This window comes from Dyella sp. 2YAF14 (genome assembly GCF_052114725.1).
Lineage (GTDB): Bacteria > Pseudomonadota > Gammaproteobacteria > Xanthomonadales > Rhodanobacteraceae > Dyella.
Window position 1 is genome coordinate 80,561 of the sequence record NZ_JBFRFH010000010.1, and the last position, 25,876, is coordinate 106,436.

Sequence of the window (25,876 nt, forward strand, 5' to 3'; positions counted from 1 at the left end):
GGTCGCGCTTAGCCGTACGCTCGGTGGCAAGGCCGCGCCGTCCGGACCGGACCGCATCGCGGCGTCTGTATGGCACGGCGTAGCGCGTGCGCTGTGGAGGCCACGCGCACTGGCACGCCATCGCAACCTGTGTAGACTCCCCCGGACCACCCGTGTCTCCGACCATGTCGCGCCGGGTCGCCGTTCCGGCGCGTGACAACAGAGCGTTTCCCTCGCTGCGAGGTACCTCCATGTTGATGCGTTGCGTTGTGTTTGTCGGGCTGTTTGCACTGGCCGCTTCTTCGCTGGCCGGCACCGCGACCTCACCTGCTGCACCGGCCGCGGGCGCGGCGGTGAAGGCCGATGCTCCCAAGAGCACATCGTCCGGCACGCAATTCATGCTGCCCTCCGACTGGACGCTGCACGCCAGCGGCAACAAGCTGACGCTCAATCCGCCCGAGGCCGGTTCGCAGGCCGTGCTGGTGGACGTGAAGGCCGGCACTCCCGATGACGCCGTGGCGCAAGCGTGGAAGGCCTATGCCCCCGCCAAGACCTGGCCGCTGCAGGTGGCGACCGATGTATCCCCGCGCGACAACTGGGACCAGATCCGCATCTACAACTACGAGACCTCCGCCAACGACAAGCGCGGCGTCACCGCCATCGCCTACCGTCATGGCGACCAGTACACCGTGCTGATCTACGACGTGGCCAATGCGGTGGGCGAAAAGCGCGCCTCGCAACTGCGCGCGATCTCCGACCGCCTGTTGCCCAAGGGCTACCAGCGCGAGAGTTTCGCCGGCAGGCAGGCGCATCCGCTCGATGCGGCGCGCATCGAAACGCTCAAGAGTTTCGTGGACGATGCACGCAAGGCGTACGACGTGCCGGGCGTCGCCATCGGCCTGATCGATCACGGCAAGGTGGTGTTCGCCGGCGGCCTGGGCGTGCGCGAGATCAACAAGCCCGAGCCGATCGACGCCGACACGCTGTTCATGATCGCCTCCAATACCAAGGCGCTGACCACGCTGATGCTGGCGCGCGAGGTCGATCAAAAGAAATTCACCTGGAACACGCCCGTGGTGCAAGTGATGCCCAGCTTCAGGCTGGGCGACGCGGCAACCACCAGGCAAGTGCTGATCAAGCACCTGATCTGCGCCTGCACCGGCATGCCGCGGCAGGACATGGAATGGCTGCTCAACAGTCGCGACGCCACGCCGGAGACAGTCTTGCGGGCATTGTCGGGCATGCAGCCCACCAGCAAGTTCGGCGAGCTGTTCCAGTACTCCAACCTGATGGCGGCAGCGGCCGGTTATATCGGCGGCCATGTGCTGTATCCGGATATGGAGCTGGGCGCGGCCTACGACCTGGCGATGCAGAAGCAGGTGTTCGATCCGCTCGGCATGAAGATCACCACCTTCGACTACGACCGCGCCCTGCTCGGCGACCACGCCACGCCACACGGCATGGATGTGGACGGCCATACGGCGGTGGCCGGCATGGGCATCAATGATTCCATCCGCGCGGCGCGTCCCGCCGGTGCGGCGTGGAGCGCGGTGAGCGACATGCTGCGCTATGTGCAGATGGAGCTGGCCAACGGCATACTGCCGGACGGCAAACGCTACGTATCAAAAGAAGCCTTGCTGGAACGCCGCAAGCCGAACGTGGCGCTCGGCACCACGGCCACCTATGGCATGGGCCTGATGGTGGATCACACCTGGGGCGTCCCGGTGGTGCATCACGGTGGCGACCTGGCCGGTTTTCATTCGGACATGCTGTGGTTGCCCGAGCAGGGCGTGGGTGCGGTGATCCTCACCAATGCCGACGCCGGCGTGTTCATACGCGGACCGTTCCAGCGCCGGCTGCTCGAAGTGCTGTTTGACGGCAAGCCGCTGGCGCAGGGTGACATCGATGCCGGCGTGAAGCGGCTGAAGGCGGAGATCGCCGCCCAGCGCAAGCGCCTGACCGTGCCCGCCGATCCCGCCCAGGCAGCCAAGCTGGCGGACCGTTATCGCAACCCGGCCGTGGGCAGCATCCAGGTGGATCGCAGCGGCAAGAACCTGGTCTTCAACTTCGGCGCGTGGCATAGCGATGTGGCGTCACGCAAGAACGACGACGGCTCGCTGTCGTTCGTGACCATTTCGCCGGGATCCGATGGTTTCGAATTCGTCGTCTCCGGCACGGCGGACAATCGCAAGCTGGTCCTGCGCGACGACCAGCATGAATACGTCTACGACGAGGTGAAGTAAGCCATGAACGCTTTGCATCGCAACGGGCTGCGCCTGGTATTGGGCGCGGCAGTCTCCGTGGCTGGCGCCACGGCGCTGGCCGATACGCTGAACGTGCCGGAGATCCCGGTGGACGGGACATTGCAGCGCAACTACCAATGCCAGGCTGGCAAGTCGCTCAAGGTGACGTACTACAACAGCCATGGCGGCCAGAGCTTTGCGCTGCTGTTGGTGAAGGACAAGCCCATGTTGTTTGTCGACACCATGGCCGGCTCCGGCGTGAAATACGTGGCCGGTCCGTATACGTGGTGGACCAAGGGCAACAACGGCGACCTGTACGACATGACCGCCGGCCCGAACGCAGCGCCCATCGTTGCCGGCTGCACGTCGTCGTCCAGCAAATAGACGACAGTCTCCTCACCTCGCTGAACCGGGGAGCGCGTCTCCTTCAGCACCATGAACGAACTTGCTGCGTCGCATGATGACAGCGGCAAATTCTCTCGCTCATGCTCCCCCTCCACGCAGAAACCTACCGCCCAAAGTCTGACCGCAAGAAATTGCCGGTCATGTCCAAGTGCGTTTCAGCGTGCTGCACCGGGGGGTGCAGTCATCGAATCACGTCATGGGGAAGGGAATGAACGGTCGCCGCTCGCAGGTTTTCGTCGCAAGTTTCATCGGGGCCAAGCGCCCACTCACCGTTGCATGTGCCGCTGCCCTGATCGCCTTGGCGGCTGCGCAACCGGTGTTTGCGCAACAGGCACAGGATCCATCCAGCACGCCGCAGAGCACCCAGCCGACGCCGGCTACGAAGCCTGCAAAGACCGACCAGAACGCGCTGCCCAAATCGGAAGACCGAGCCGCCACGCTCGATGCGATCACCGTCACCGGCATCGCGGGCAGCATCGAGAATTCAATCAAGGCCAAGATGAACTCGGACAACATCATCGAGGCCATCTCCGCCGAAGACATCGGCAAGCTGCCCGATGCGAGCATCGCCGAAAGCCTGGCGCGCCTGCCCGGCCTCGCTACGCAACGCGTGGATGGTCGTGCCAACCAGATTTCCATCCGCGGCCTGGCGCCCGACTTTGCCGGCACCACCTTGAACGGCCGCGAGCAGGCCACCATCGGCGAAAACCGCGGCGTCGAATACGATCAATACCCTGCGGAACTCATCAGCGGCGCGGCGGTGTACAAGACGCCTGATGCGAGCCTGATCGGCCAGGGCCTGTCCGGCACGGTGGACCTGCACACGCTCAAGCCGCTGGACTTGTCCACCCGTACCATCGTGGCCAACCTGCGCGGCGAGTACACCACCAACGGCAAGAACAACCCGGGCTCGGATGTGGGCGATCTTGGCCATCGCGCCAGCTTCTCCTACGTCGACCAGTTTCTGGATCACACGCTGGGCCTGGCCATCGGCTTCGCCCAACTCGATTCGCCGATCCAGGAAAAGCAGTACCAGGCGTGGTGGTGGAGCCTCAACAACGGCCCGGGCAGCATCGAAGGCGCCTGGGGCGGACCACATTCGCCGGGCCTGCCCGACGGCGTGCTCTCGCAGGAAGGCATGCAGCTGCGCGCGCAGTCGGAGAACCAGTTGCGCAACGGCCTGATGGCCGTGCTCGAGTGGGCGCCGAACGACTGGTACCACTCGACGCTGGACACCTACTACTCCACCTTCAACGAAAAGAAGACCACCAACGGCGTGCAGTGGGCGAGCGGCCCCTATGACAACGCCGGCCCCGCCGTGTACAGCAATGTGGGCGTGGTGCCGTCGCAACCCTATCCGGTCGTCACGACTGGCACGATGGATGGCATCCGGCCGATCCTGCAGAACGAGTACACCAAGGAACACGACAAGCTGTTCTCGGTGGGCTGGAACAACCAGTTCGAATTCGGCGGCGGTTGGCAGGGCGTGGCGGATCTGTCCTATTCCAGCGCGAAGAAAGACCTGCACGACGCCTACCTGTTCACCGGCATTCCTGGCCAGGGCACCACCAGCGTGCAGTTCGCCACGCCGCTCAACTACGGCTTTCCGAACTTCAACGCGGGCGTGAACCTGGCCGATCCATCGGGCATCCAGTTCACCGACCCCGATGGCTACGGCTACAACGGCCGCCAGGAGTTCGACCACCAGAACGATGTGATCAAGGCGATCCGCCTGCAGGTCTCCCATCCGGTGGGCTGGATCTTCAGCACCGTGGATGTGGGCGTGAACTACTCCGACCGCAAGAAGACCAAGTCGGCGGACGTGCAATTCGCGTGGCTCAACGGCAACGGTTCGACCGGCAGCACCTACCAGCCGGGCTACTCGGTACCGGTCAATCCGGCCTTCCTGTACGGACCCACCTCGATCAATTACGGCGGCATCGGGCCGATCCTCAACTACAACGTGCTGGCGGCGCTGAACAGCCAGTTCTATCTCACCGACGGCAACGGCCAGGGCGACTGGGCGCGCAACTACAGCGTCGAGGAGAAAGTGCCGGTCGCCTACGTGAAGTTCAATATCGACACGATGCTGGGCAACGTGCCGCTGCGCGGCAATATGGGCGTCCAGTTTGTACACACCGACCAGTCGTCGACAGCGCTGCAGACCAACGGCAACACCCTGGTGGGCAATATCAGCGGCGGCACCACGTACAACAACGTGTTGCCCAGCCTGAACCTGGCGGCTGAGATCGCCGACCAGCAATACCTGCGTTTCGGTTTCGCCAAGACCATGACGCGCGGACGCATCGATGATGAGAAGGTCGCCACCTCGGCCGGCGTGTATCAGGTCACCGATGGCCCCGCGGCCGGCCAGGTGCTGTGGACGGGCAGCGGCGGCAATCCGGAGCTCAAGCCTTATGTCGCGGTGGGCACGGACTTGTCGTGGGAGAAGTATTTCGGCAAGTCCAGCTACGTCGCCGTCGCGGTGTTCAACAAGAATCTGTTGAACTACATCTACAACCAGACGGTGCTCAACTACGACTTCTCCAAGTACGTCAACAACGATCCGACCCTGGTGCCGACCAGCAACATCGGCTCGTTCACCACGCCGGAAAACGGCACGGGCGGCCGCATGGAAGGCCTGGAACTGTCCGGTGCGCTCGAAGGCGCGCTGATCGCCCGTCCGCTCGACGGCTTCGGCATGCAGGCCAATTTCTCGCTGACCAACAGCACCGTGCCGGTGAGTTCGGTGTCCTCGATTCCGGGCGCGCCGTCCACCCTGCCCGGCCTCTCGCGCAAGGTGGCGAACCTGGCGTTCTACTACGAGAAATACGGCTGGTCGGTGCGCATCTCCGAACGCTATCGCTCCTCCTTCACCGGCGAAGCGATCGCCCTGTTCGACCAGCTGGGCTATCAGCAAGTGCTCGCCGACAAGCAGACCGATTTCCAGGCCGGCTACAACTTCACCGATGGCTCATGGAACGGCCTGTCGGTGCTGCTGCAGGTCTACAACCTCACCAACTCGGCGTACAAGACCGCGCAGATTTCCGCGCTGCCCAATGGCGTGTCGATCGGACGTCCGCTCGACTACAACACCTGGGGCCGCACGGTGATGTTCGGCATCAACTACAAGCTCTGATCGGGTTACGACCCGCCTCGCCTTAACGCCCCAGGGAAGCGGCATGAAGGAAATTGGCGGATGGATCGGGTGGGCGCTGGCCATCGTTAGCACGATGGCCAGCGCCCATTGTTCGCCCACCATGGCTCCGTAGCCTTCACACTGTGGGAGCGCACCCTGTGCGCGACTGCCCCACGAGACCAGGGATGGCTATGCTGGGACGAGCACTTCAACGGAGAACACCCGTGCGCGAGCTATACCCCGAGATCGAGCCCTACCGCACCCATCGCCTGCGCGTGGATGACATCCACGAATTGCACGTCGAGGAATGCGGCAATCCCGATGGCCTGCCGGTGGTGTTCCTGCACGGCGGCCCGGGGGCTGGTGTGTCGCCGTATCACCGCCGCTTCTTTGACCCGGCGCGCTACCGCATCGTGCTGTTTGACCAGCGCGGCGCCGGCAAGTCGACGCCGCATGCGGAATTGCGCGACAACACGACCGTGCATCTGGTCAGCGATATCGAAGCCATCCGCGAATTCTTCGGCATCGAACGCTGGGTCGTGTTCGGTGGCTCGTGGGGTTCCACGCTGGCGCTCGCTTATGCGCAGAAGCATCCCGAACGTGTGCTCGGGCTGGTGCTGCGCGGCATCTTCCTCGGCCGGCCCGGCGAGCTGCGCTGGTTCAACGAACTCGATGGCGGTGCGCGCTGGATCTTTCCCGAGCGATGGGAACGCTATCTCGCGCATATCCCCGAGGAGGAACGCCATGACATGGTGGAGGCGTACTGGCGACGCCTGGACAGCGACGACGAGGCCGTCCGCATCGCCGCGGCGATCGCGTGGGGCAATTGGGAGGGCGGCAGCACGACGCTGGTCCACGATCCCGACGAGCCCGGCAGTTTCGAGGACCCGCATGCCGCCGTGAGCGTGGCACGCGCGGAAGCACACTACTTCCGCCACCGCGTCTTCCTCGAGCCGGATCAGCTGCTGCGTGACGTGGACCGTGTGCGGCACATCCCCGCCACCATCGTGCATGGCCGCTACGACATCATCTGTCCGGTGAAGAGCGCCTGCGACCTCGCCAATGCATGGCCAGAGGCGGCATTCCATATCGTGCTGGCCGGTCATAGCGCGGCCGATCCCGCCATCGTGGATGTCCTGGTCAGCGCGACGGATGCCTTGGCCGATCGCTACGTGTGATGCCGGAGCAGCAGATCGCCACGCGTGCGCACAACGTGTGCCGCGTGGCCGATATCTCCCCCTTGTCACCGACGGGTGACTGGGGTTTGATGCAGTCATCTGGCGACGACGTCCCCCTTTGTTGCGTCGCCTGAACTCAGAAAGATAGACGCGATGCTGCGGCATTCGCGTGTCTGACCGGACCCAACGACTCCGGCCGGATGGATGTGCCTGGCTTCAGGGGTTGTCGAACTGCCACGCCAATGAGGGACTGACATGCGCGCACGCAAAGCTGGAAACACGCTGGGTTTTCTCGTCGCCGTTCTGATGTTGCTGGGAGGCGCTGTCCATGCTGCGCCATCGACTGATGCAAGCCAGGCTGCTCCCTCGCTGGAATTTGTCGCCTCGCCTTTTGCCGACTTCCTGTTCTATCTGCTGCATCGGGACAACGCGAACTTCCCCGACCTGCGAGCGTCCGTGCCGCTCGATGACGTCAAAGAGCTCAATACCGGTGCCTTTCTCCCCGCGTACGCGATGGTGTCGGATATCCGCAGCTACGCCGACCTGTATCGGCTCGCCTACACCTATGACAACAGCGCTGCACTGGTCGCAGCGTTGAAGCAGGGTGAGTCGCACTTCCCCGCGTTCATGGCCTACTGGCGGCGAAACGTGGAACCCAGGGAGCAGGAGACCATCGCTGCATGGAAGGCCGAAGAGGCGAAGGCCCGCAACGTCGAGCGGCTGGAAGGACTCACGCGCTTGCGCTTTCCCTATTCCACGGTGAAGGTCGCGGTGATCGCGCTCGGCCCGCTCGGTGGAAACATGCAGAATCCCCCGATCATGTTTGCCACCATGAAAGATGCGAGCCTGCCTGCGGTGGTGGGCTACGACGGCACCCACATGATGCTCAGCGGCCACGCTGACGACTGGAAGAAGCGCCACAAGGCATCGCAAGCCATCAACCTGATCTATGCGCACGGCGGCACGGCTTACGACATCGAGGAAGCACTATGCCTGCTCATGCAGGCCAAGCTTCCGGCGACCTATGGGACAGGCGCCGGGCAATCACCCGCCGATATCGGCGATACACCACGTCGCGTGCTGTTGCGCGCGATGGAGCGGGACTGGGACCGCTATCGCGCCGACCCGTCGATGAATGCGACGGACTTCGCCATCGACGAAACCATCCGCACGTTCGGTGCGACAGGCGTCGCCACACTGCCCTGAGCACGCTTGCGCATCGCCAACCGCCGGCTAAACGCAGGTTCTTCCGGCAAGGCCTGCGCAAGCGGGGGCGCTGAATAATGCGGCCACTTTCCTACCCGAGGGGGCCGCATGAAGTTGCTTTGCAAGCGCATGATGTTGACGACCAGCCTGGCCGTGTTGTTGCCGTTGGCTGCCCACGCCGATATGCCGGGTCGCCACCCTGCCTACCTGCACGCGCTGTCCGATCTGCGTGCGGCACGCTGGATGCTCTCGCATCGTCCGGGCGATGCTGCGGTGAGCAGCCAGGAAGATATCGCCATCTCGGAGATCGACCGCGCGATGGGCGAGATCAAGCACGCCGCCTATGACGACGGCAAGAACCTGGACGATCACCCGTCGGTCGACATGGGCACGGACCAGCCGGGCCGCCTGCATCAGGCTGCACAGCTGCTGGCCAAGGTGCACAACGATATCGATCGCGAAGAAGACGATCCGCAGTCGCGCGAACTCAAGCATCGCGCCCTGATGCACGTGGACCAGGCCCAGGCGGCCGTGGACCACGCGATCGGCGATATTCACTACGGGCGTTGAGCCGCCGCATGCCAGCGCTTCATCGAGGCGCTGGCGTGCTTGCATTGAGCGCGGAGGTCAGCGGCGCTACGCCACTGCGTTCTCGACACCCGCCCGTTCGCGAAACTCCTTGCACATCTGCTCCACCAGGGCGCGATGATCGGGCAGATCGTGCAAGGCCTGTGATGCGGCCACCTGGATATTGCGAAATTCCTGCCGCGCCTCGTCGACGCGCGGATACAGGTTGCGCATGGGCAACAGGTCCGTCTTGAATTCCATGCCATAGAGCACGTACTGCCAGCTGGAGACCAGGAACATCTCCAGGTCGCTGACAAAGTCCAGCCGATGCGGCGGCCGATGCTTCCACTGCGCCAGCTTGTCCTGCAGCGTGTCGGGAATGCTCACCGGATCGGCGTTGTCGATCCAGAACTTCGAGTCGCGACGCTGGCTTAGGCAATAGTGCATCTTGATGAAATCGATGATGCGGTCGTAGCGCGCGATCATCATCTCGTTGAAGTGGCGCGCGGCCTGCTCCATCGTGTCGGTATCGCTCGGCAGCAAATGCGTGAGCAGATAGGTCGCCAACTCGATCAGCGCAATGCCGGTGGATTCCAGCGGCTCCACAAAGCCGCCGGCAAGTCCCACCGCCACGCAGTTCTTGCGCCAGTGCTCCGGCCGATAGCCGGTTTCAAATTTGATATGGAAGGCCTTCAGGCCCTCTGCGACCGGACCAAGATAGTTCCGGAACACCGCCTCCGCTCGCTCCACGTCGGTGTGCCGCGAGGAATACACATAACCTGCGCCGCGCCGCTTCTGCAGGCCGATATCCCAGATCCAGCCCGCTTCTTGCGCGGTGGAAATCGTATACGACGGAATCGGCGAATCCGGCTGCGCATAAGGCACCTGGATGGCCACCGCGCGATCGGCGAACAGCACGTCGGCGCGGCTGCGGAACGGCGACTGCATGACGTTGCCGATCAACATGCCCTTGAGGCCGGTGCAATCCACGTAGAGGTCGGCGGTGAGTTCGCCCAGTTCCTTGGTCACCACGCGCGCAATGGCGCCGTGCTCGTCGAGCTCCGCGCGCTCTACCGTGGCCACATGGCGCTGCACGCCCAACGCTTCCTGGCCATGCTCGGCCAGCACGCGCGCGAAGCAGGCCGCATCGAAATGGAACGCGTGGTTCAACGGACCCTGGTAATCGGGGTCCTTGAGGCGCTTGGGGCCCTTGCCGTGATCGACCAGGGCGCTCTGCATCGATACCGCATCGGCGAACGGCACGCCTTCCGGCGCCACGCCGAGCAGCCAATACGGCAGCAGCTCCGGACCACCGGGACGCTGGCTCGGTGCATTGAAAGGATGGAAGAAATGATCCGCACCGGGCGTGCCCGGCGGGCGCACCCAATGGCGGTAGTGAATGCCTTGCTTGTACGTCGCCGTCGCGCCGACCAGGAAGCGACGCTCGTCCAGGCCGATGGCGGCAAGCGTGCCGCGAATGGAGGGAAACGTCGCCTCGCCCACGCCGAGCAGACCGATATCCGGCGATTCCACCAGATGCACCTGCACGCCATGGGGATCGACTGCATTCACCGCCTTGGCGAGATAGCACGCGGCCAGCCAGCCGGCGGTGCCACCGCCGACGATCAGCACTTTCTTCAGACGAGCCATGGGATCTCCCGGCTGGCGGGCAGGCCAGCGCGCTGCGGCAATGCATCCGCAGACGATAGTAAGAAAGAACTGCCGGGCCGCCCCACGCGGGCCCGGCAAAAAAGCCATTCAAGGGGAGAGGCGGCGATGCTCCCCGGAGCATCGCCTATAGAACGGCAAACCATCGGCGGCGCGTATGTCATGGGGCCGCCCCGAACTTCATCAGAACCACACGCCCAGCTGCACACCGTAGGTGCGCGGCGCCAGGTACTGCGATACGTACTGCAGCGAACCATCAGACATCAGGAAGCGACCGGCACTGGTGCGGACCTTTCCGTCGGAGATGTTCTGCACGTACGCGTTGACCCACCACTTGTCGCCCGGCTCGGTGTAGCGCAGCGAGAGGTCGCCGCGCGTATACGCCTTCTGCTGGTCGCCGGAGCCGAGGTTGAAGTAACTCAGCCACTGCGAGCTCTGGTACTGCGCGCTGACGCGCGGCGTGAGTCGACCGCCGTTGCCCAGATGGAAGTCATGCTCGTAGATCGCGGTGAGCGAGACATTGGGCGCGTGCGGCAGATCGTTGCCGGTGACGTTTGCGCAGTTGGCCAGGTTGGACGCCGGCGGACAGGCGGGCAGGCCCTGGTAATCGTTGCTGCCTGCGTAGACCAGCGTGCCGAGCTCCTTCTTCGGAATGGCCGAGAAGATCAGGTTGGCGCGATCGTCCTTGGTCTGGTACGCCAGCTCCGATTCGATGCCGAACACCTTGGTGCTGCCGCCCACGTTGGAGAAGCCCAGGCCATGGTTGCCGTCGGGATAGACAATGGGCGCGGACAGCTGGAAGTTCTTGAAGTCTTCGTAATAGACGGCCGAGTTCCAGGTCATGCGGCCATCGAGGAAGCTGAACTTGCTGCCGATCTCATAGTTGGTCAGCGTCTCGGGCTTGTACAGCGTGCCCGCGTCCTGCGTGCCGCCGGACTTGTAGCCGGTGGACACGCTGGCGTACAGCAGGCCGTTGGCGCCGACATCGGTATCCACGCGCACCAGCCAGGTCGGCTTGCTCTTGCTGTACTTGGCCGTGTTCCGCTGCGAAATGCTGAAGCCGTTGGACGGATCCGGATACACGCCCGGGGAGATCGGCAGCTGCGGCACATTGGGATCGTAGTTCCAGCCCCAGTTGATGCCGCCCTTGTTTTCCTTGTCGTCATGCGACCAGCGCGCACCACCGGTGAGGCGCCAGTGATCGGTCATGTGCCAGGTGGCCTGGCCGAACAAGGCGTACGACTCCACCGTTTCCTTCGGCTGGATGAAGGAGCCCTGCCAGTTCACGGAACCGTACTTGGTGCCGTTCATGATGGGGATGTCGAAGCGGATGTTGTTGTCTTCGTAGCCGTAGTACGCGCCCACGATCCAGTCCACGGTCTGCGGGCCGGTCGACTTCAGGTCCACTTCCTGGCTCCAGCTTTCGTAGTTGGAGTAGTTGGTGCGGTCGTCCTGGTACACGCCGTTGGTGGTGAAGCTGGTGGGCACGCTGACACCGACGTCCTGGTCGAAGTCGCTCTTGCCCGAGTAGCGGTTGTAGCCGGCGATGTAGCTCAGCTCCATGCCATCGTTGATGTTCCAGTCCATGCGGCTGCGCACCGTCTTGGACGTGCGGTCCAGGTACGGCGCCGTGTCGATCAGCGCGGACCAGAACTCCTGGCCCTGGCGCGGCGTCTGCATCAGGCTCAGATCCGGCGTGCCGCGATCGAGGAAGTACTCGTAGGAGAGGTTCCACTTGAACGTATCGCTGGGCTGCCACAAGGCACTCACGCGCGCGGCGGACTGATCCTGCGAGTTGTACTTCTTGCCGCCCTGCACGTACTGGCTGGGGTCGATCGGCTTGAAGTTGGCCAGCGTGCCGCCCGATGCGGGCGAGGCCAGATACGCCTGCTGCTGCTGCGCCACGCTGGGCAGCTCGGTGGACGGATTCTGGTAGTCGACGTAACCGTCGTGCTGCTCGTGCACCACCGCTACGCGCATGGCGAAGGTACTGCTGATCGGCAGATTGAATGCGCCGCGCGCGCCCAACTCGTTGAAGTTGCCCGCTTCCACCTGCGCATTGCCGTAGAAGCCCGCAGCGATATCGGGTTTGGCCGTCTGGAAGCTGATGGCGCCGGCGGTGGAGTTGCGACCCCACAGCGTGCCCTGCGGACCGCGCAGCACTTCCACGCCATCCATGTCCAGCAGCAGGCCGGAGGCAGCTTCCGCACGCGGCGCGTACACGCCGTCGACGAAGGTGGCGACTTCAGGATCGGCGTATTCGGTTTTCGCGCTGTCGTTGCCGATACCGCGCAAGGTCAGCGTGACCACGCCGTGGTCGCCCTGGCTGGTGCCCTGCAGGCCCGGCACCAGCTTGGTGAGATCCTGCACGGTCATGACGCGCTCTTTGTCGAGCGTGTCGGGCGTGATGGCGCTGACTGCGACGGGCGTTTTCTGCAGCAGCGTCTCGCTCTTGGTCGCGCTCACCGAAATCGCATCGAGCTGCTTCACCTTGCGCTCGCCCGGCGGCGTGGCGTTTTGCGAAGACGCGCTCTGCGGCGCTGCATCCTGATCCGCCGCCAGCACTGCGCCAGGCGCGAGTACCAGGGACATGGCGATGTACAACGCCGAATAGCGCAACTTCATTTGGCTTCCCCTCAATTCATTCGGATTGTTGTTCGTCACCGCCCTCGACGGCGACTGGTTTGATGTCATCCCCGATGACAGCGCTGTCATTTAGATTGATGACAGCGCTGTCATGCGGATCATAGACCGGTTCCCCGGCAGAAGCTTGACGCGCGGCAGCAAGTTAAAGATTCCCCCGGAACCCTTGCTGTAGCTCGTTTTCGCCTTTCAAGCGAACCGCCTTGATGCCGGTTTTGATGCAAGAGCAAATCGTCATTCAGCCATCCGTGGCGCGTTATCGCTGACACATCCCTTCCTTCAAACCCTTCTTGAGGCGGCCTGGGCTGACCTCGCAAACCTCTGCGGGCCCGCCGTTCGCCTCGCTTCCCTTACTTGACGCAATCGACCACCTGATCGACGTCCGTGCCGAGGGCCACGCGTGAAATCGCCAGCCTGGTGCCCTTGCCGGCGCCCCACGCAAACGGCTGATCGATGTGATGCATGTCGGCGCCAGCGGCCCGGAAACACTTCAACGGCACGCCGACGCGCGTCCACTGGCCCGGCGGCAATGTCGCCAGTGTCTTGGCCAACGGCACGTGGCCTTCGCAATGCGCACCGCAGCCCATGCCGACCCATGCGTTTTGCGCCGGCATCGCATCGACACGCAGCGTCGTCACCAGCAGCACGTCGCCATTGGTTTCGCGATCGAGATCGAGCGGCGTGCGCGCGTGGATCGCCAGCTGGGCGTTGTCGCTGTTCCAGCTGAAGAGGCGCGCATCCTCCTGCGCCTTGTAATCGAGTGCGGCCATATGCAGCGCGCCGTCCGGCGTCGTTGCCGGCGACACATCGCCAGTCATCGATGCGCCTTGGCCGTCCACCAGGGTGAAGCGATAGCCGTGCACGGCCTTGCCGCGATCGAGATAATTGCCGATCGGAATCTGCTCGCCGCTGATGCCCGACACTTCGGAGAGCCTGGGCACCGCCGCGCGATCGGCATAGGTGAGCCCGTAACCCAACGCGAACTGCGGCTTGCCCTGCCCCACCATGGCCGTGCCCGGCCACGCATAGGCCAGCTTGCCGTGGAAGTCGTTGGCGATTCCGCCGTCGCGCTTGCGCAGCAGCACATCGGCGATGCCGCCGCCTTCGCTGCCCGGCAGCCACGCCGCGACAAAGGCGTCGGCCGCATTGATCTCGCGATTCACCCATAGCGGACGGCCAGTGAGGAATACCGCCACCACCGGGATGTGTTGCGCGCGCAGCTGGCGGATCAATTCAAGCTCGTGATCATCGCCGGGATGGAACATCAGGTTGGGGATGTCACCCTGGAATTCGGCATAAGGGTCCTCGCCGAACACCACCACAGCCACATCCGGCCTGGCTTTGAAATGGCCGTCCGTTTCGATTTCGACCGAGCCGCCCGCGGCCTTCACCTGCTCCGCGAAACCGGCGCCGATCGACTGCGCACCGGGGAAGTTTTCATTCTTCAGCCCCGTGCCCTGCCAGTTGAGCGTCCAGCCGCCGCTCTGGCGCGAAATGTTGTCCGCGCCATCACCAGCGATGAGGATGTGCTTGCGCGGATCGAGCGGCAGCACGCCGCCGTTGTTCTTCAGCAGCACCAGCGACTCGCGCACCGCGCGGCGCGCGATGGCGCGATGGGCGGGACTGCCCACGATTTCTGCGGCCTTCTGCGCGACCGGCTGCGTCGACGGCGCACCCGCATCGAACAGGCCGGCGCGGAACTTCACGCGCAGGATCCGCGCCACCGCATCGTCCAGTCGCGCCTGCGGGATCACGCCGGACTTCACCTCGGCCAGCGTGTGCTCGACCAGGCCGCGCCAGCTGTCGGGTGCCATCAGCATGTCCAGGCCGGCGTTGAACGAAGCCGGACAATCGTCGTTCGCGCAACCGGGCACCTGGCCGTGCGAATTCCAGTCGCCCACCACCAGGCCCTGGAAATCCATGCGCTGCTTGAGCACGTCGGTGATCAGCGCCTTGTTGCCGGACATCTTGCTGCCGTTCCAGCTGGAGAACGAAGCCATCACCGTCTGCACGCCGGCATCGATGGCGGGCGGATAGCCAGCAGCGTGGAGATCACGCAGCGTCGCCTCGCTGATTTGCGCGTCGCCCTGGTCCTTGCCGTTCCTGGTGCCGCCGTCGCCGACGAAATGCTTGGCCGAGGCAAGCACATGCGAGCCGTCGAGAAACTGCGGCGTGCCGACCTTGCCCTGCAGGCCTTCCACCATCGCCGTGGCGTACTGCGCGACCAGCTTGGGATCCTGCGAATAGCCTTCGTAGGCGCGGCCCCAGCGCACATCCTGCGGTACGGCAAGGGTCGGCGCGAAACTCCAGTTGATACCGGTGGCGCGCACTTCAGCCGCGGTGGCCTCGCCGATCTGACGGATCAGTTCCGGATCGTGCGCGTTGCCCAGCGCGGAGTTTTGCGGGAACAGCGTCGCGCCCACGACGTTGTTGTGGCCGTGCACGGCGTCGATGCCAAACAGCAGCGGGATCGGCGCATGCGCGCTGCCGCTGGGCTGCATCGACGCGCGATAGAACTCGTCCGACAAGGCCTGCCATTGCGCGACCGTGGCGGTGAGCTGCGCGTTGGGCTTGGAATTGCCGCCGGCGAGGATCGCGCCAAGGTGGTACTTGCGCACATCGTCCGGCGTCACGCTGAGGATGTCGGCCTGGACCAGCTGGCCGACTTTTTCCTCCACCGTCATCTTCGCCAGCAGGGCGGCAACGCGCTGTTCGAGCGCCGCATCCTTGGGCAAGGGCCAGCTGGCACGCGGCCAGCTGTCGGGGTGCACGGTGGACGCGTCGTCGGCGGATGCGACACCCATGGCGCAGGCCAGGGCCACGGCAAGAACGGTCGGAACACAAGGCAAACGACGAACGGAAGCCCGCACGGCTCTCTCCAGCAGACAGGGGGGATGGCTCCCCCTCGGAACCAGTCGGTCCGGAGACTGACAGAAATGACAGCGCTGTCAATTTGCGATGCAGCAAGCTGGGGCGAGGGCCGCGAGGATGCCTCATGGCTGCCTTTTCTCTTTTAAAGCAGGGTGTTATGGGAAGATGGGGCGCTTGCCGCGCAAAAGGACCCGTTGAGGGAGGCCCGTCGCGCACAGGGTGCGCTCCCACAAGTGTGCCGGCCTGTTCCTCTGTGGGAGCGCACCCTGTGCGCGACTCAGGCCGCCTCGGACCAAGGCCGGAGCGGCGGTAAGCGAGTCCGAAGTCCTTAAGGCGCCTTCGACGTGGATTCGCGCAGCTGGAGCGCATACGGCACCTGCACCAGCAGCCCATCCCCCCGACCACGCAGCACTTCCATCAACTGCAGCGCGGCCAGCTTGCCCATGTCGCGGCTGGGCTGGCGCACGGTGGTCAGCGGCGGCCACAACTGGGTGGCCAGCGGCGTGTCGTCGAAGCCGCAGACGGAGAGATCGCGCGGCACTTTCAGTCCACGCTCGTTGGCCGCCCACATCACGCCGGCGGCCATATCGTCGTTCGCGGCAAAAATCGCCGTGGGCTGCTCGGGCAACGCAAACAACTCGCGCGCAGCCAGCACGCCCGAGCCGAATGAAAACTCGCCCTGCACCACGTATTGCGGATCGAACGGCAAGCCCGCGGTGGCGAGCGCTTCCTTGTAGCCGGCCATGCGCCAGCGGCTGGCGCCGTGATTGGCGATGCCCACGATGTGCGCAATGCGCCGGTGACCCAGTTCCACCAGGTGCATCACCAGGGCTTTGGCCGCCTGCTGCTCGTCCATGCACACGCCGATGGACGCTTCGCGATGCACCGGCGAGATGCTCGAATGCGGCACGCCGTGCTCCTTCAGGCGCTGCAGCAGCGGTGCGTAGTCGGTGAGCGGCGGCGTCATGATCACGCCTTCGATGTGGTGATCGAACACCAGCGCATCGACGCGGCGGATGAAATCCTGCCCGCGCATGCGCAGGGGGCAGGCCATCATGCTGTAGCGGTGGGCATCGCAGGCGTCGAGCACGCCGTCCTGCACCTCGGCCAGATAGGTCGAGGCCGGGTTGTCGTTGTTGTCATAAAGCATCGCCACCAGGAACGAGCGGCTGCCGGCCAGGCCACGTGCCGCCGGGCTGGGTCGGTAGTTCATGGACTCCATCGCCGCCAGCACCTTCTGGCGGGTGGATTCCTTCACCGAAGATTCTTCGTTGAGAACGCGGGAAACCGTTTTTGGCGAGACACCTGTGGCGCGTGCTACATCTTCGAGGCGGACCCGCATGACTTCTCCCAACGGCGAACTGCTGCTGCCCGACCAATATGCCCCCTGCGCCCGGCGGTTTACAAGAACTGGCGTGCCACGCGGGCGCTGTCACCTGCGTTTCACAACACGCCTCGATGCAGCGCGCCCACCCACAGAAGGATTGAGGCCAGGCCGGCCACAGGCGCATAGTGGGCAGCGGGTGGCCAGGGGACCGCCCGAGTAACCAAGCGCAACACAACAGCCGATGGCGGCATCGCGATGCATCGCCCCTGCGCGAGCCGTGCCCACGTTAGTTTCCGCGACACCACCACGGAGCGCCTTGATGAATACACCACTGGGTTGGCTTACCGCTTTCCACACGCTGATCAGTCTCGTCGCAACCATCGTCGGCCTCTGGGCCATTCGCGACCTGATGGTCGGCCGCTATCGCTCAGGCGCCATCACGAGCTTCCTCTGGACGGCAGTCATTACCAGCGTCACCGGGTTCTTCTTTCCCTTTCATGGCGTCACGCCGGCCATCGTGGTGGGGGTGATTGCCCTGATCGTGCTGGCCTGGACGGTCATGGCGCGACGCTCGATTGGCCGCTCCGGCTTCTGGACGGCGCAATTTCCCATCGGCATCGTGATCAGCGAGTACTTCCTGATGTTTGTACTGGTCGCGCAGATTTTCGCGAAGTGGCCAGTGTTGAACGCGCTGGCGCCGGACCTAAAGCAGAAGCTGTTTGGCGCCACCGAACTGGTGGTGTTGATTGTCTTCATCGTGGTCGCCGTGCGCGCCACCAAATCCTTCAGGGTGCGCGCGGTGGCCTGAGGCCGCTCCATCCTGCAGGGTCTGCCACGTCGCCCGCTGGCACAGGGGCGACACATCCCCGGAGTACGTCATGGGCGAGTACCACACTCTTTCGACGGCCGACGGCAGCTTTCGGCTCTACATCGACTATCCCGATCAGACACCCGCACCAGCGGTGGTGGTGCTGCAGGAAATCTTCGGCATCAACAACGACCTGCGCCAGTCCTGCCGCGAACTGGCGGAACAGGGTTTCATCGCCATCTGCCCGGACCTGTTCTGGCGCCAGGAGCCGGGGCTCGACTTGAACGAATGGTCCGAACAGGACTGGAAAAAAGGCTTCGCGCTGTATGAAGCGTATGACTTCGACGCCGGTGAGCGCGATGTCGAGGCGGTGGTCGCCGCCGCACGCAAGCTGGAGGGCGCCAACGGCAAAGTCGGCGTGATGGGCTACTGCCTCGGTGGCCTGATGACTTACCTCACCGCCGCGCGATCAAGCATCGACGCGGGCGTGGAGTACTACGGCGGCGGCACTGAGAAATACCTGGCCGAGGCGCCGGCGATCAAGGCACCGCTGATGATGCACCTGGGCGAGGAAGACGAATTCATATCCAAGGACGCGCAGGCCAAGATCAAGGCGGCGTTTTCGAACAAGAGCAACGTGACGATCTACAGCTATCCCGGTTGCAGCCACGCGTTTGCGCGGCATACCGGAACGCACTACGACGCTGACGCCGCCAGGCTGGCGAACGGACGCACCTACGAATTCTTCCACCAGTATCTCGCCTGAAGCCAGGCGCGCGAAGGAGCGCTCAAAGCTCCTTCGCCGCGTCCGCGAGCACGTGTTCCAACGCCTGCGCGGCCTGCGAGATCGATGACTGCCGGTCGATCACGTATTCGAGCACGCCAAGCGATGGAAGATCCTCGGCCAGCGGCACGATGCCCTCGGGCATGGCATAGCCGGTGAATGCCGACACGCCCAGGCCGGCCATCACCGCGGCCTGGATCACCATGATGCTGCTGCTCACCACGGCGATGCGGTACGAACGATCTGCCGACTTCAAGGCCTCGAACATGCGCGTCCGCGAAATGCTGGGTTCGGGATGGACGGCCAAAGGCAAGACGGCCTCATCGCCACGCACCGGCGATGACGCACCGGTGCACCAGTGCAAGGGCTCGCTCTTCACCACGTAACCACGCTGGCTGCCGCTGAGGCGCTTGGCAAACACCAGGTCGTGCTTGTTCTCGTCGAGCTCGCGGAACAGATCGCCGCTAAGGCCCGTGCGTATCACCAGTTCCACTTCCGGATTGCGCCTCACGAAGCTGCCCAGCGCGCCGGTCAGCCGCGACGATGCGAAGTCTTCCGGAAGACCCAGGCGCACCGTGCCGTTCAACGGCGGGCCGCACACCGTGGTCATCGCCTCGTCCATCAGATCGAGAATCCGCACGGCGTAGCGATGCAGCGACTCGCCGTGGCGCGACACCCGCACATTGCGCGTATCGCGTTCGAACAAGGGTACGCCGACCAGGTCCTCCAGGCGCCGAATATGTTGGCTGACCGTGGATTGTGACAGGCACAGCTGCTCGGACGCCGCGGTGAAGCTGGCGGTCTGCGCTACGACGACAAAGCTGCGAAGGAGTTCGGTGGGTAACGGTCTCATCGCAAAAACCTCTCAATCGTCGCTGGATTCTTCATAAATCAACGCCTTCGCCTGGGCTAGGCTGTGTCCATCCGGGAAACATGCCGCTCGCACCCGGCCATGACCGCAACGTTTTCGATGGCATACCGACGCCATCACCCCACTTCCCTGTCGAGAGGTTATCCCCGTGAACAAGCGCTTCTTCCACCCCAACATCCTGGCCGCAGCCTTGCTGTTTGGCACCCTTGCCGCCGGCCCCGCACTGGCCGCCGAACCCGTGCACAACATCGTCCTCGTGCATGGCGCATGGGTCAACGGCAGTGGCTGGAAACCCGTCTATGACATCCTCGTGAAAGATGGCTACCACGTCTCCGTCGCCGAACATCCGCTCACATCATTCAACGACGATGTGACAGCCGTGAAACGCATCGTGGACATGCAGGATGGCCCCACCATTCTCGTGGGTCACAGTTATGGCGGCGCGCTGGTCACCGACGTGGGCAACGACGCGAACGTGGTTGGCCTGGTCTATATCGCCGCCCATGCGCTCGACCAGGGCGAAACCGAAGTAGCCAATGGCAAGAAGTTCCCCAGCGCTACCAGTCAAACGACCGACATCAAGAAGACCGCCGACGGCTTCCTCTATCTCGACCCGGCCCATTACCCCGCCGACTTCGCTGCCGATCTGCCGCTGCAGCAGGCGCAGTTCGAAGCGAACTCGCAGGAACTGACCGCGGCTTCCGTGTTTGCAGCGCCTGCTGGCCATCCTGCATGGAAGGACAAGCCCAGCTGGTACGCCGTGGCCACAGCCGATCGCATCATCAATCCGGACCTGGAGCGCATGTACGCCAAGCGCGCCGGCAGCCATACCATCGAAGTGCAAGGCGCCAGCCACTCGGTCTACGAGTCGCACCCGAAGGAAGTGGCGGCGTTGATCGAGGATGCGGCCAAGCACGCCGGTACCTGATTCGATCTATGCAGAGTGACCGAGGCGTCGTGCAGACCATGCACGACGCCTCGGTCGTTTTCGTGCTCAGCGGTCGCGGGTCACTTCCGCCGGCGCCGCATCACCCACCTTCTGCGCCAGCGGCAGCGCATCGCTCACCAGGTGCATGAGGAAGCGGCCGGGCTGCTCCTGCATCATCATGTGCGCCGAGTCGGCAAAGATCACCAGGTGCTTGGACGGCGCCTTGAGATCGCCAAACCATTTTTCGGCGGTTTCGTGCGGCGTGGTGTAGTCGTGCGCGCCCGCATACACGATCACCGGCAATTTGAAGTCCGTGACCTGATCGAAGTTCACGTCCAGCAGCGGATCGAGCAGGTGGTTGAGCGAGAACAGGCTGCCCTTGTCGATCGCATCGAGGTCTTGGCGGTTGTAATCGGGTGAGAGCTCTTCCGCGTCCACGTCGAACTGGAAATCCTTGCGGCCCCAGGCCAGGCCGCCGTAGTACATCTCCCATTTGCCGCGCACACCGATGCGGTCGATGGTGAGCTTGGTATCGCCCGGATACGGTCCGATCGATGCCAGTTCCGCGATGGCCTTGGTGTTGTTCTCGGCCTTGGCCCGGCCCAGCGCGTAGTTGTAGCCAATCGCTTCATTGCGACGGCCGTTCACCACCTGTCCCACCGAGATATACGCGTAGAACCAATCCGGATGCAGCTGCGCGAGATGCACGCCGAGCACGGTGCCCCAGGAGTGGCCGAGCAGGAAGATCTTCTTCTTGTTGTAGTGCTCGCGCAGGTATTGGGCCACCTGCGCGGCGTCGTCGGTCATGCCGTCCACCGTCATGCCCGGTGCCATCGCCGCTTCGGTGTTCGCGCGATACGTCTTGCCGGAGCCGCGTTGATCCCATTGCACGACGGTGAAGTAATCCTCCCACGGCGTCTGGAAGGTGTAGCCCTCGGGCATCGCCGGCGAGGCCGGGCCACCGTGCAGGAACAACAGGATGGGGTTGCGGCGATCCTTGCCGCGCACCGAGATCCACTGGTCGATGCCGTTGATGTGCAGCTTGATCTTTTCGTCGATGCCTTGCGGCGTCAAGATCATGCGATTGCTGTCGAGGATGCGGCGCACTTCGTCGCGCGAAATCATCGATGGGTCCGCCTTGGTCGCGGATGCCGCCGGCTTGGCCGGTGCATCGTCGGCGCGGACGCGATCGACGGGCGCGCCGATCGCGAGCAACAACGTGGCGAACAGGGATGCACGCAAGATATTCAAGTCAGCTCTCCTGGCTGGTGTGATTGGCTTTCCGCCGGGCCCCTCGCCCGAACGGGTACGGTCTGACTGCCTGGGGCATGCCGTCATGGGGACATCAGCAAACGGCGTGCCAAACCACGAAGCATCACAGATCAGTGACTTGCGCACGCTACGCGCGCCCGCGGCCGCGTCCGCGGACAAACACGCGGACGTCCGGCCGTGTCCGCCCCATCCCGGCACGTGGCAGTACCGCCTTACCTCCTCTTCACTCGCGAGACATCCGCCTTGAAGCACACTTGCCGACCTCTGTCGCAGGATCAGCCGCGTGCCAGCCGTTCAAGTTCAACGCCATGCCGGCGCTCGATGCCGCCGTTCGCTCTATTTGGCCAGCACGCTGCTGACGAGCCTCTTCGCGGTGCAGGCGCATGGTGAATCTCCGTCGCGCAATGGATCGCAGAGTTCGGCCAGCGAACAGCTTGCCGTGCAGGTCAACGACGATCGCATGACCATCTCGGTGGCGAAGGTGCCACAGGTCTATCTGTATGGACCCATCGATGCCGGCGCCGCGCAGCGCGTGCAGGCCATGATCCAGTCGCGCAGGATCCCGCCCAACAGCGACATCTATCTCAACTCACCCGGCGGCGACGTGGCTGCGGGCATGGCGCTGGGTCGTCTGTTTCGCGCCGGCAACATGACCACCCACCTGGGTTCGCCGCGCAAGACCGCGCGCCAGCCCATCGTGCCGAAATCCTCGCAATGCGTGAACGCCTGTGTCTATGCCTATGCGGGCGGACTCTTTCGCTGGGCGCCGACGGGCAGCGATCGCTTTGGCGCGCAGCCGCTGCCAGGCACGGTTACGCCCGGTAGCGATGCTGCGGCGTACCTGAAGGACATGGGCGTGAATCCGCAGGTGTTCGGCACCTCGCCCGGCGGCGAAGTGACGTGGCTCAATGCCGATCAAATGCTGGCCAACGGTCTATCCAACAATGGGCGCTTGTTGCCCACGGCGGTCAACAGCCCGGTCAGCAGTGTCGCCTCGATCTCGCTCACGCAGGTGACGCGTGAAGGCGAGCATCGCATCACTCTGCAGTGCCGCCCCGATGGCCTCACCATCACCGCGTATTACGCCATCGGCGCCGACCGCGCCCGGCAGATGGTCGCGCGCGCCAGCCGTTCGTACTTCGAGATCAACGATCAGCCCATCAACAGCAGCGACCGCGTCAGCGCATCGGCCGTCGAGCAATCGGTGGTGGTCAGCCAGCCCTTGGCGCTCGCGCAACTCAACCAGTTGCTGTCCGCGCATCTGATGGCCGCATGGCTGGCCGATCGTGGCGGCGCGGTGCGCTACGGTTTCTGGATGGCGCTCGATCCGGTGCGCAACGATCTGCGTACCTACGGCAACAATTGCGAGTATCTGGCCAAACAGGCTGGCGCGAAGAAAAGCTGAGCGCTCGCATCGGCGGACGTCCGCACCGCGTCCGCGGACAGTGCTCCCGCATCGATCCATTCGTGGCGATGGCCGTGCCAGGCGATGTGCGAGCCGCATGAACCGTGGCACGCTTGTTGCCACACCACCTGCAGCGGGACGATGTCCTGCCCTGATCCCGACACGGAACGAAGAGGTGAGTCATGTGGAAAACGATGGCAACGCTGTCGCTCGCGCTGGCCTGCGCGCTGCCGGCGCTCGCAGCGGAACCGCAGCGTACGGTGAGCGGCAGCACCGTCACCTCGACGCACGATCCGAAGATACGCGTCGATCTGCCAGCCACCGCGACCTACGTGGGTTCGGATCGCTGGATGCTGCTGGGCTTCGACGATTGCGAGATGCACGTCTTCGTGGACGCCGGACCCGACAAGCGCATCCAGCGCCTGTACTGGGTGCAATTTGAGGCTTACATACCCGAACGCCCTGAACTGCACCACGACTACTCCGGCTCGCGCCATATCACCATCAACGGCCTGGACTTCTATCTCGACACTTGGGTGCAAAGCGCCGAACAGCCGGCCGAGAAGGACTCCGATGGCGACCATCAGCGTCGCCTGCTCGCCGCCAAGGGCTATCAGCGGCCAGCCAATGCCATGTATGTGCGCCTCGTGCATCTTCCCGATGACCAGAAGCGCAAGGAGCTGATGGTGATCTATGGCGAGGATCTCGCCCCTACCGGTTTCACCGCAGCGCAACTGGGTGAGCACGGTACGGCGCACGATCGTTGGCCGGCGATCGAAAAGGCCTTGATCGCTCGCGCGCAACAACGCGTGTCGTTCAGCCCGTAAACGAAAACACCCCGGCGCGCCGGGGTGTTTTCATCGCGGGTATGGCGATAGCTCAGGGCGACTTGTCGCTGCCCGGATGCGACACAAAGCGCGGCGGCGTGGCCTCGTTGGCGAACTGCCAGGTGCTCAGGTAAGCCAGTTTGAGGATCTTGGCCATCTTCGGATAGTCGATCTTCTCGGCCGTATCGCTGGGGTGGTGATAGTCCGGATGGAAGCCGGTGAACCACCAGAACGCGGGCACATTGTGCAGCACGAAGGGGAACTGGTCGGAGCGGAAGAACACGTTCAAGGCGTATTCGTGATCGAAGCGATCGTCCAGCACCAGGCCCACGTCCCCATTGGCCTTGGCCACCGTACGCTGGTAGTCCGGGCTGTACGCGGCACCGATCAGGTTGAGGCGATTGCTGGTATCGGCGGGAATCTCGATCAGGCCGTCGGTCTGCGGGCTGGGCTTCTCGTCGCGGCCGATCATGTCGAAGTTGATCATCGCGCGCGTGGTGTCGAGAGGACGCAGCGGGTGCGCGGCGAGATAGTACGCGCCGAGCAGGCCACGTTCTTCAGCGGCAAACACCGCGAACAGGATCGAACGCCTGGGCTTGGTCGGGTTGGCGGCGAAGGCACGGGCGAGCGTCACCACACCGACTGTCCCCGACGCGTTGTCGTCGGCGCCGTGCCAGATCTTGTCGCCGGCCTGGCCGTCGTGATCGTGGTGGGCGCTGATGATGATGGTCTCGGGCGCCAGCTTCGGATCGCTGCCTTCGATCAATCCCACCGCATTCCAGGTAGTCGCTTCACGGCGCGAGCTGTTCTTCAGGTGCAGGCTGATGGTGGTATCGGGCAGGGCTTGCGAGCGCGGCTTGAGGTCGCCATCAATGCCGGACTGCAGTGCCTTGGCTGTGTTGCCACTGGTGCTCAGCAGCGCGTCCTCGACCTCGGCGGAGATCACCATGCTAGGGATATGGACCGGGCTGTCCGCCAGCGCCTGGGCGGGAATCGGGTTCGCCGCGTGCTCAGCCTGGTGGCCGATGCGCTTGCGCACCTCCAGCTGCGAGGGATGGTTATGCGAGGGCTCCGGCGCCAGCAGCACCGCCACCGCGCCGTGCTCCTGCGCATTCAACACCTTCACGTAGCCGGTCGCGTAGCGCGTATTGCCGGTGCCATTGAAGATCGACTTCGGATCGGTCTCCTGCGGCTCGTGATCGAACACCACGACGACCTTGCCCTTCACGTCGAGGCCGGCGTAGTCGTCATAACCCAGCTCCGGCGCGGTGATGCCGTAGCCGGCAAACACCACGGGCGCGGAGACGTCCTGATCGGTGGGAAAGGCGCCGGAGACTTCCGGATCCTTCCATTCGGTCTCCTTGCCGGCACGCTTGAGCGTCAGGCGCGTGGCCTTGCCATCAGGGCGATACTCGATCAACGGCACGGCCTGCAGAAAACTCGGCTGGCCTTGCGCATCGGTCGCCGCAGGCTTCAAGCCGGCCTTGGCAAATTCCGAGGCGATCCACTGCACCGACGCATCGTCACCCGGCTGCAGCGAGAGACGCCCTTGCAGGGCATCCGACGCCAGGAAGCTGATATCCGCACGCAAGTCGCCCGGGCGGATCTGTGCAAGGCCAGGCTGCTCCGGTGCGGGAACCGCGGCCAGCGCGGTGGTGGTCAGACTCGCGGCTAGCGCGAAAGCGAGAAACGTGCGGGACATGGACGCTCCAGTGGCGCGGACGGCATCGTCCGGGGGGTGTGGACTGGGAGGGT

At 64.1% G+C, this 25,876-nt stretch carries 18 protein-coding genes; 11 read left to right on the plus strand and 7 right to left on the minus strand.

The window, feature by feature from the left end; translation table 11 throughout:
- Positions 1–230 precede the first annotated feature (230 nt).
- The 6 genes from AB4Y82_RS14680 (at position 231) to AB4Y82_RS14705 (ending at position 8,720) form a co-directional block, all read left to right on the plus strand.
- Entirely contained in the window at positions 231–2,222 is a 1,992-nt protein-coding gene (locus AB4Y82_RS14680; RefSeq protein ID WP_441611437.1) for a serine hydrolase domain-containing protein, read from the plus strand.
- A gap of 3 nt (positions 2,223–2,225) precedes the next feature.
- Positions 2,226–2,606, plus strand: coding sequence for an MliC family protein (locus tag AB4Y82_RS14685; protein ID WP_441602843.1), 381 nt, complete (start codon positions 2,226–2,228; stop codon positions 2,604–2,606).
- Between the two features lie 229 nt (positions 2,607–2,835).
- Positions 2,836–5,766, plus strand: a complete 2,931-nt coding sequence (locus AB4Y82_RS14690) for a TonB-dependent receptor (RefSeq protein WP_441602842.1) — start codon at positions 2,836–2,838, stop codon at positions 5,764–5,766.
- Between the two features lie 224 nt (positions 5,767–5,990).
- Positions 5,991–6,944, plus strand: a complete 954-nt coding sequence (pip, locus tag AB4Y82_RS14695) for a prolyl aminopeptidase (protein ID WP_441602841.1) — start codon at positions 5,991–5,993, stop codon at positions 6,942–6,944.
- A 255-nt stretch (positions 6,945–7,199) separates the two neighbouring features.
- Positions 7,200–8,150, plus strand: a complete 951-nt coding sequence (locus AB4Y82_RS14700) for a hypothetical protein (protein ID WP_441602840.1) — start codon at positions 7,200–7,202, stop codon at positions 8,148–8,150.
- Positions 8,151–8,258: 108 nt separating this feature from the next.
- The gene (locus tag AB4Y82_RS14705; RefSeq protein ID WP_441602839.1) at positions 8,259–8,720 is read left to right on the plus strand and encodes a hypothetical protein; all 462 of its coding nucleotides are present in this window, start codon (positions 8,259–8,261) and stop codon (positions 8,718–8,720) included.
- Positions 8,721–8,786: 66 nt separating this feature from the next.
- Here the strand turns inward: AB4Y82_RS14705 and AB4Y82_RS14710 are convergent, their stop codons facing one another.
- From AB4Y82_RS14710 to AB4Y82_RS14725, 4 genes are all read right to left on the minus strand, one after another.
- A complete protein-coding gene (locus AB4Y82_RS14710) occupies positions 8,787–10,367 on the minus strand; it encodes a tryptophan halogenase family protein (RefSeq protein WP_441602838.1) in 1,581 nt (526 codons plus the stop codon).
- A 201-nt stretch (positions 10,368–10,568) separates the two neighbouring features.
- Positions 10,569–13,010 carry a TonB-dependent receptor gene (locus tag AB4Y82_RS14715; protein WP_441602837.1) on the minus strand — a complete coding sequence of 814 codons (2,442 nt, stop codon included), beginning with the start codon at positions 13,008–13,010 and terminating at the stop codon, positions 10,569–10,571.
- 368 nt (positions 13,011–13,378) lie between these two features.
- Positions 13,379–15,832 (minus strand): glycoside hydrolase family 3 protein, encoded by a 2,454-nt coding sequence (locus tag AB4Y82_RS14720; RefSeq protein ID WP_441602836.1) that lies wholly within the window; start codon positions 15,830–15,832, stop codon positions 13,379–13,381.
- 395 nt (positions 15,833–16,227) lie between these two features.
- Positions 16,228–17,241: a LacI family DNA-binding transcriptional regulator gene (locus AB4Y82_RS14725; RefSeq protein ID WP_441602835.1), complete on the minus strand. Its 1,014-nt coding sequence runs from the start codon at positions 17,239–17,241 to the stop codon at positions 16,228–16,230.
- 304 nt (positions 17,242–17,545) lie between these two features.
- Between AB4Y82_RS14725 and AB4Y82_RS14730 the strand changes: the two genes are divergently transcribed.
- Positions 17,546–18,034 carry a hypothetical protein gene (locus AB4Y82_RS14730; protein WP_441602834.1) on the plus strand — a complete coding sequence of 163 codons (489 nt, stop codon included), beginning with the start codon at positions 17,546–17,548 and terminating at the stop codon, positions 18,032–18,034.
- A gap of 70 nt (positions 18,035–18,104) precedes the next feature.
- Positions 18,105–18,800 carry a dienelactone hydrolase family protein gene (locus tag AB4Y82_RS14735; RefSeq protein ID WP_441611439.1) on the plus strand — a complete coding sequence of 232 codons (696 nt, stop codon included), beginning with the start codon at positions 18,105–18,107 and terminating at the stop codon, positions 18,798–18,800.
- 22 nt (positions 18,801–18,822) lie between these two features.
- On the opposite strand, the gene AB4Y82_RS14740 is transcribed toward AB4Y82_RS14735, so the two are convergent.
- A complete protein-coding gene (locus AB4Y82_RS14740) occupies positions 18,823–19,671 on the minus strand; it encodes a LysR family transcriptional regulator (RefSeq protein WP_441602832.1) in 849 nt (282 codons plus the stop codon).
- A gap of 166 nt (positions 19,672–19,837) precedes the next feature.
- Between AB4Y82_RS14740 and AB4Y82_RS14745 the strand changes: the two genes are divergently transcribed.
- The gene (locus AB4Y82_RS14745; protein ID WP_441602831.1) at positions 19,838–20,617 is read left to right on the plus strand and encodes an alpha/beta hydrolase; all 780 of its coding nucleotides are present in this window, start codon (positions 19,838–19,840) and stop codon (positions 20,615–20,617) included.
- A 66-nt stretch (positions 20,618–20,683) separates the two neighbouring features.
- Here the strand turns inward: AB4Y82_RS14745 and AB4Y82_RS14750 are convergent, their stop codons facing one another.
- Complete coding sequence (locus AB4Y82_RS14750; RefSeq protein WP_441602830.1) at positions 20,684–21,868, minus strand: alpha/beta fold hydrolase; 1,185 nt, start codon at positions 21,866–21,868, stop codon at positions 20,684–20,686.
- 304 nt (positions 21,869–22,172) lie between these two features.
- Between AB4Y82_RS14750 and AB4Y82_RS14755 the strand changes: the two genes are divergently transcribed.
- Both AB4Y82_RS14755 and AB4Y82_RS14760 read left to right on the plus strand, forming a co-directional pair.
- Positions 22,173–23,294: a hypothetical protein gene (locus AB4Y82_RS14755; RefSeq protein ID WP_441611441.1), complete on the plus strand. Its 1,122-nt coding sequence runs from the start codon at positions 22,173–22,175 to the stop codon at positions 23,292–23,294.
- Between the two features lie 182 nt (positions 23,295–23,476).
- Positions 23,477–24,121 (plus strand): hypothetical protein, encoded by a 645-nt coding sequence (locus AB4Y82_RS14760; protein WP_441602828.1) that lies wholly within the window; start codon positions 23,477–23,479, stop codon positions 24,119–24,121.
- Between the two features lie 52 nt (positions 24,122–24,173).
- Here the strand turns inward: AB4Y82_RS14760 and AB4Y82_RS14765 are convergent, their stop codons facing one another.
- A complete protein-coding gene (locus AB4Y82_RS14765) occupies positions 24,174–25,823 on the minus strand; it encodes a M20/M25/M40 family metallo-hydrolase (protein WP_441602827.1) in 1,650 nt (549 codons plus the stop codon).
- Positions 25,824–25,876 lie beyond the last annotated feature (53 nt).

Coding starts and splice junctions, on each gene's coding strand:
- AB4Y82_RS14685 (WP_441602843.1), top strand. CDS start 2,226: ATGAACGCTTTGCATCGCAACGGGCTGCGCCTGGTATTGGGCGCGGCA.
- AB4Y82_RS14680 (WP_441611437.1), top strand. CDS start 231: ATGTTGATGCGTTGCGTTGTGTTTGTCGGGCTGTTTGCACTGGCCGCT.
- AB4Y82_RS14740 (WP_441602832.1), bottom strand. CDS start 19,671: ATGAGACCGTTACCCACCGAACTCCTTCGCAGCTTTGTCGTCGTAGCG.
- AB4Y82_RS14705 (WP_441602839.1), top strand. CDS start 8,259: ATGAAGTTGCTTTGCAAGCGCATGATGTTGACGACCAGCCTGGCCGTG.
- AB4Y82_RS14760 (WP_441602828.1), top strand. CDS start 23,477: ATGTGGAAAACGATGGCAACGCTGTCGCTCGCGCTGGCCTGCGCGCTG.
- AB4Y82_RS14730 (WP_441602834.1), top strand. CDS start 17,546: ATGAATACACCACTGGGTTGGCTTACCGCTTTCCACACGCTGATCAGT.
- AB4Y82_RS14700 (WP_441602840.1), top strand. CDS start 7,200: ATGCGCGCACGCAAAGCTGGAAACACGCTGGGTTTTCTCGTCGCCGTT.
- AB4Y82_RS14710 (WP_441602838.1), bottom strand. CDS start 10,367: ATGGCTCGTCTGAAGAAAGTGCTGATCGTCGGCGGTGGCACCGCCGGC.
- AB4Y82_RS14720 (WP_441602836.1), bottom strand. CDS start 15,832: ATGGGTGTCGCATCCGCCGACGACGCGTCCACCGTGCACCCCGACAGC.
- AB4Y82_RS14765 (WP_441602827.1), bottom strand. CDS start 25,823: ATGTCCCGCACGTTTCTCGCTTTCGCGCTAGCCGCGAGTCTGACCACC.
- AB4Y82_RS14735 (WP_441611439.1), top strand. CDS start 18,105: ATGGGCGAGTACCACACTCTTTCGACGGCCGACGGCAGCTTTCGGCTC.
- AB4Y82_RS14715 (WP_441602837.1), bottom strand. CDS start 13,010: ATGAAGTTGCGCTATTCGGCGTTGTACATCGCCATGTCCCTGGTACTC.
- AB4Y82_RS14725 (WP_441602835.1), bottom strand. CDS start 17,241: ATGCGGGTCCGCCTCGAAGATGTAGCACGCGCCACAGGTGTCTCGCCA.
- AB4Y82_RS14690 (WP_441602842.1), top strand. CDS start 2,836: ATGAACGGTCGCCGCTCGCAGGTTTTCGTCGCAAGTTTCATCGGGGCC.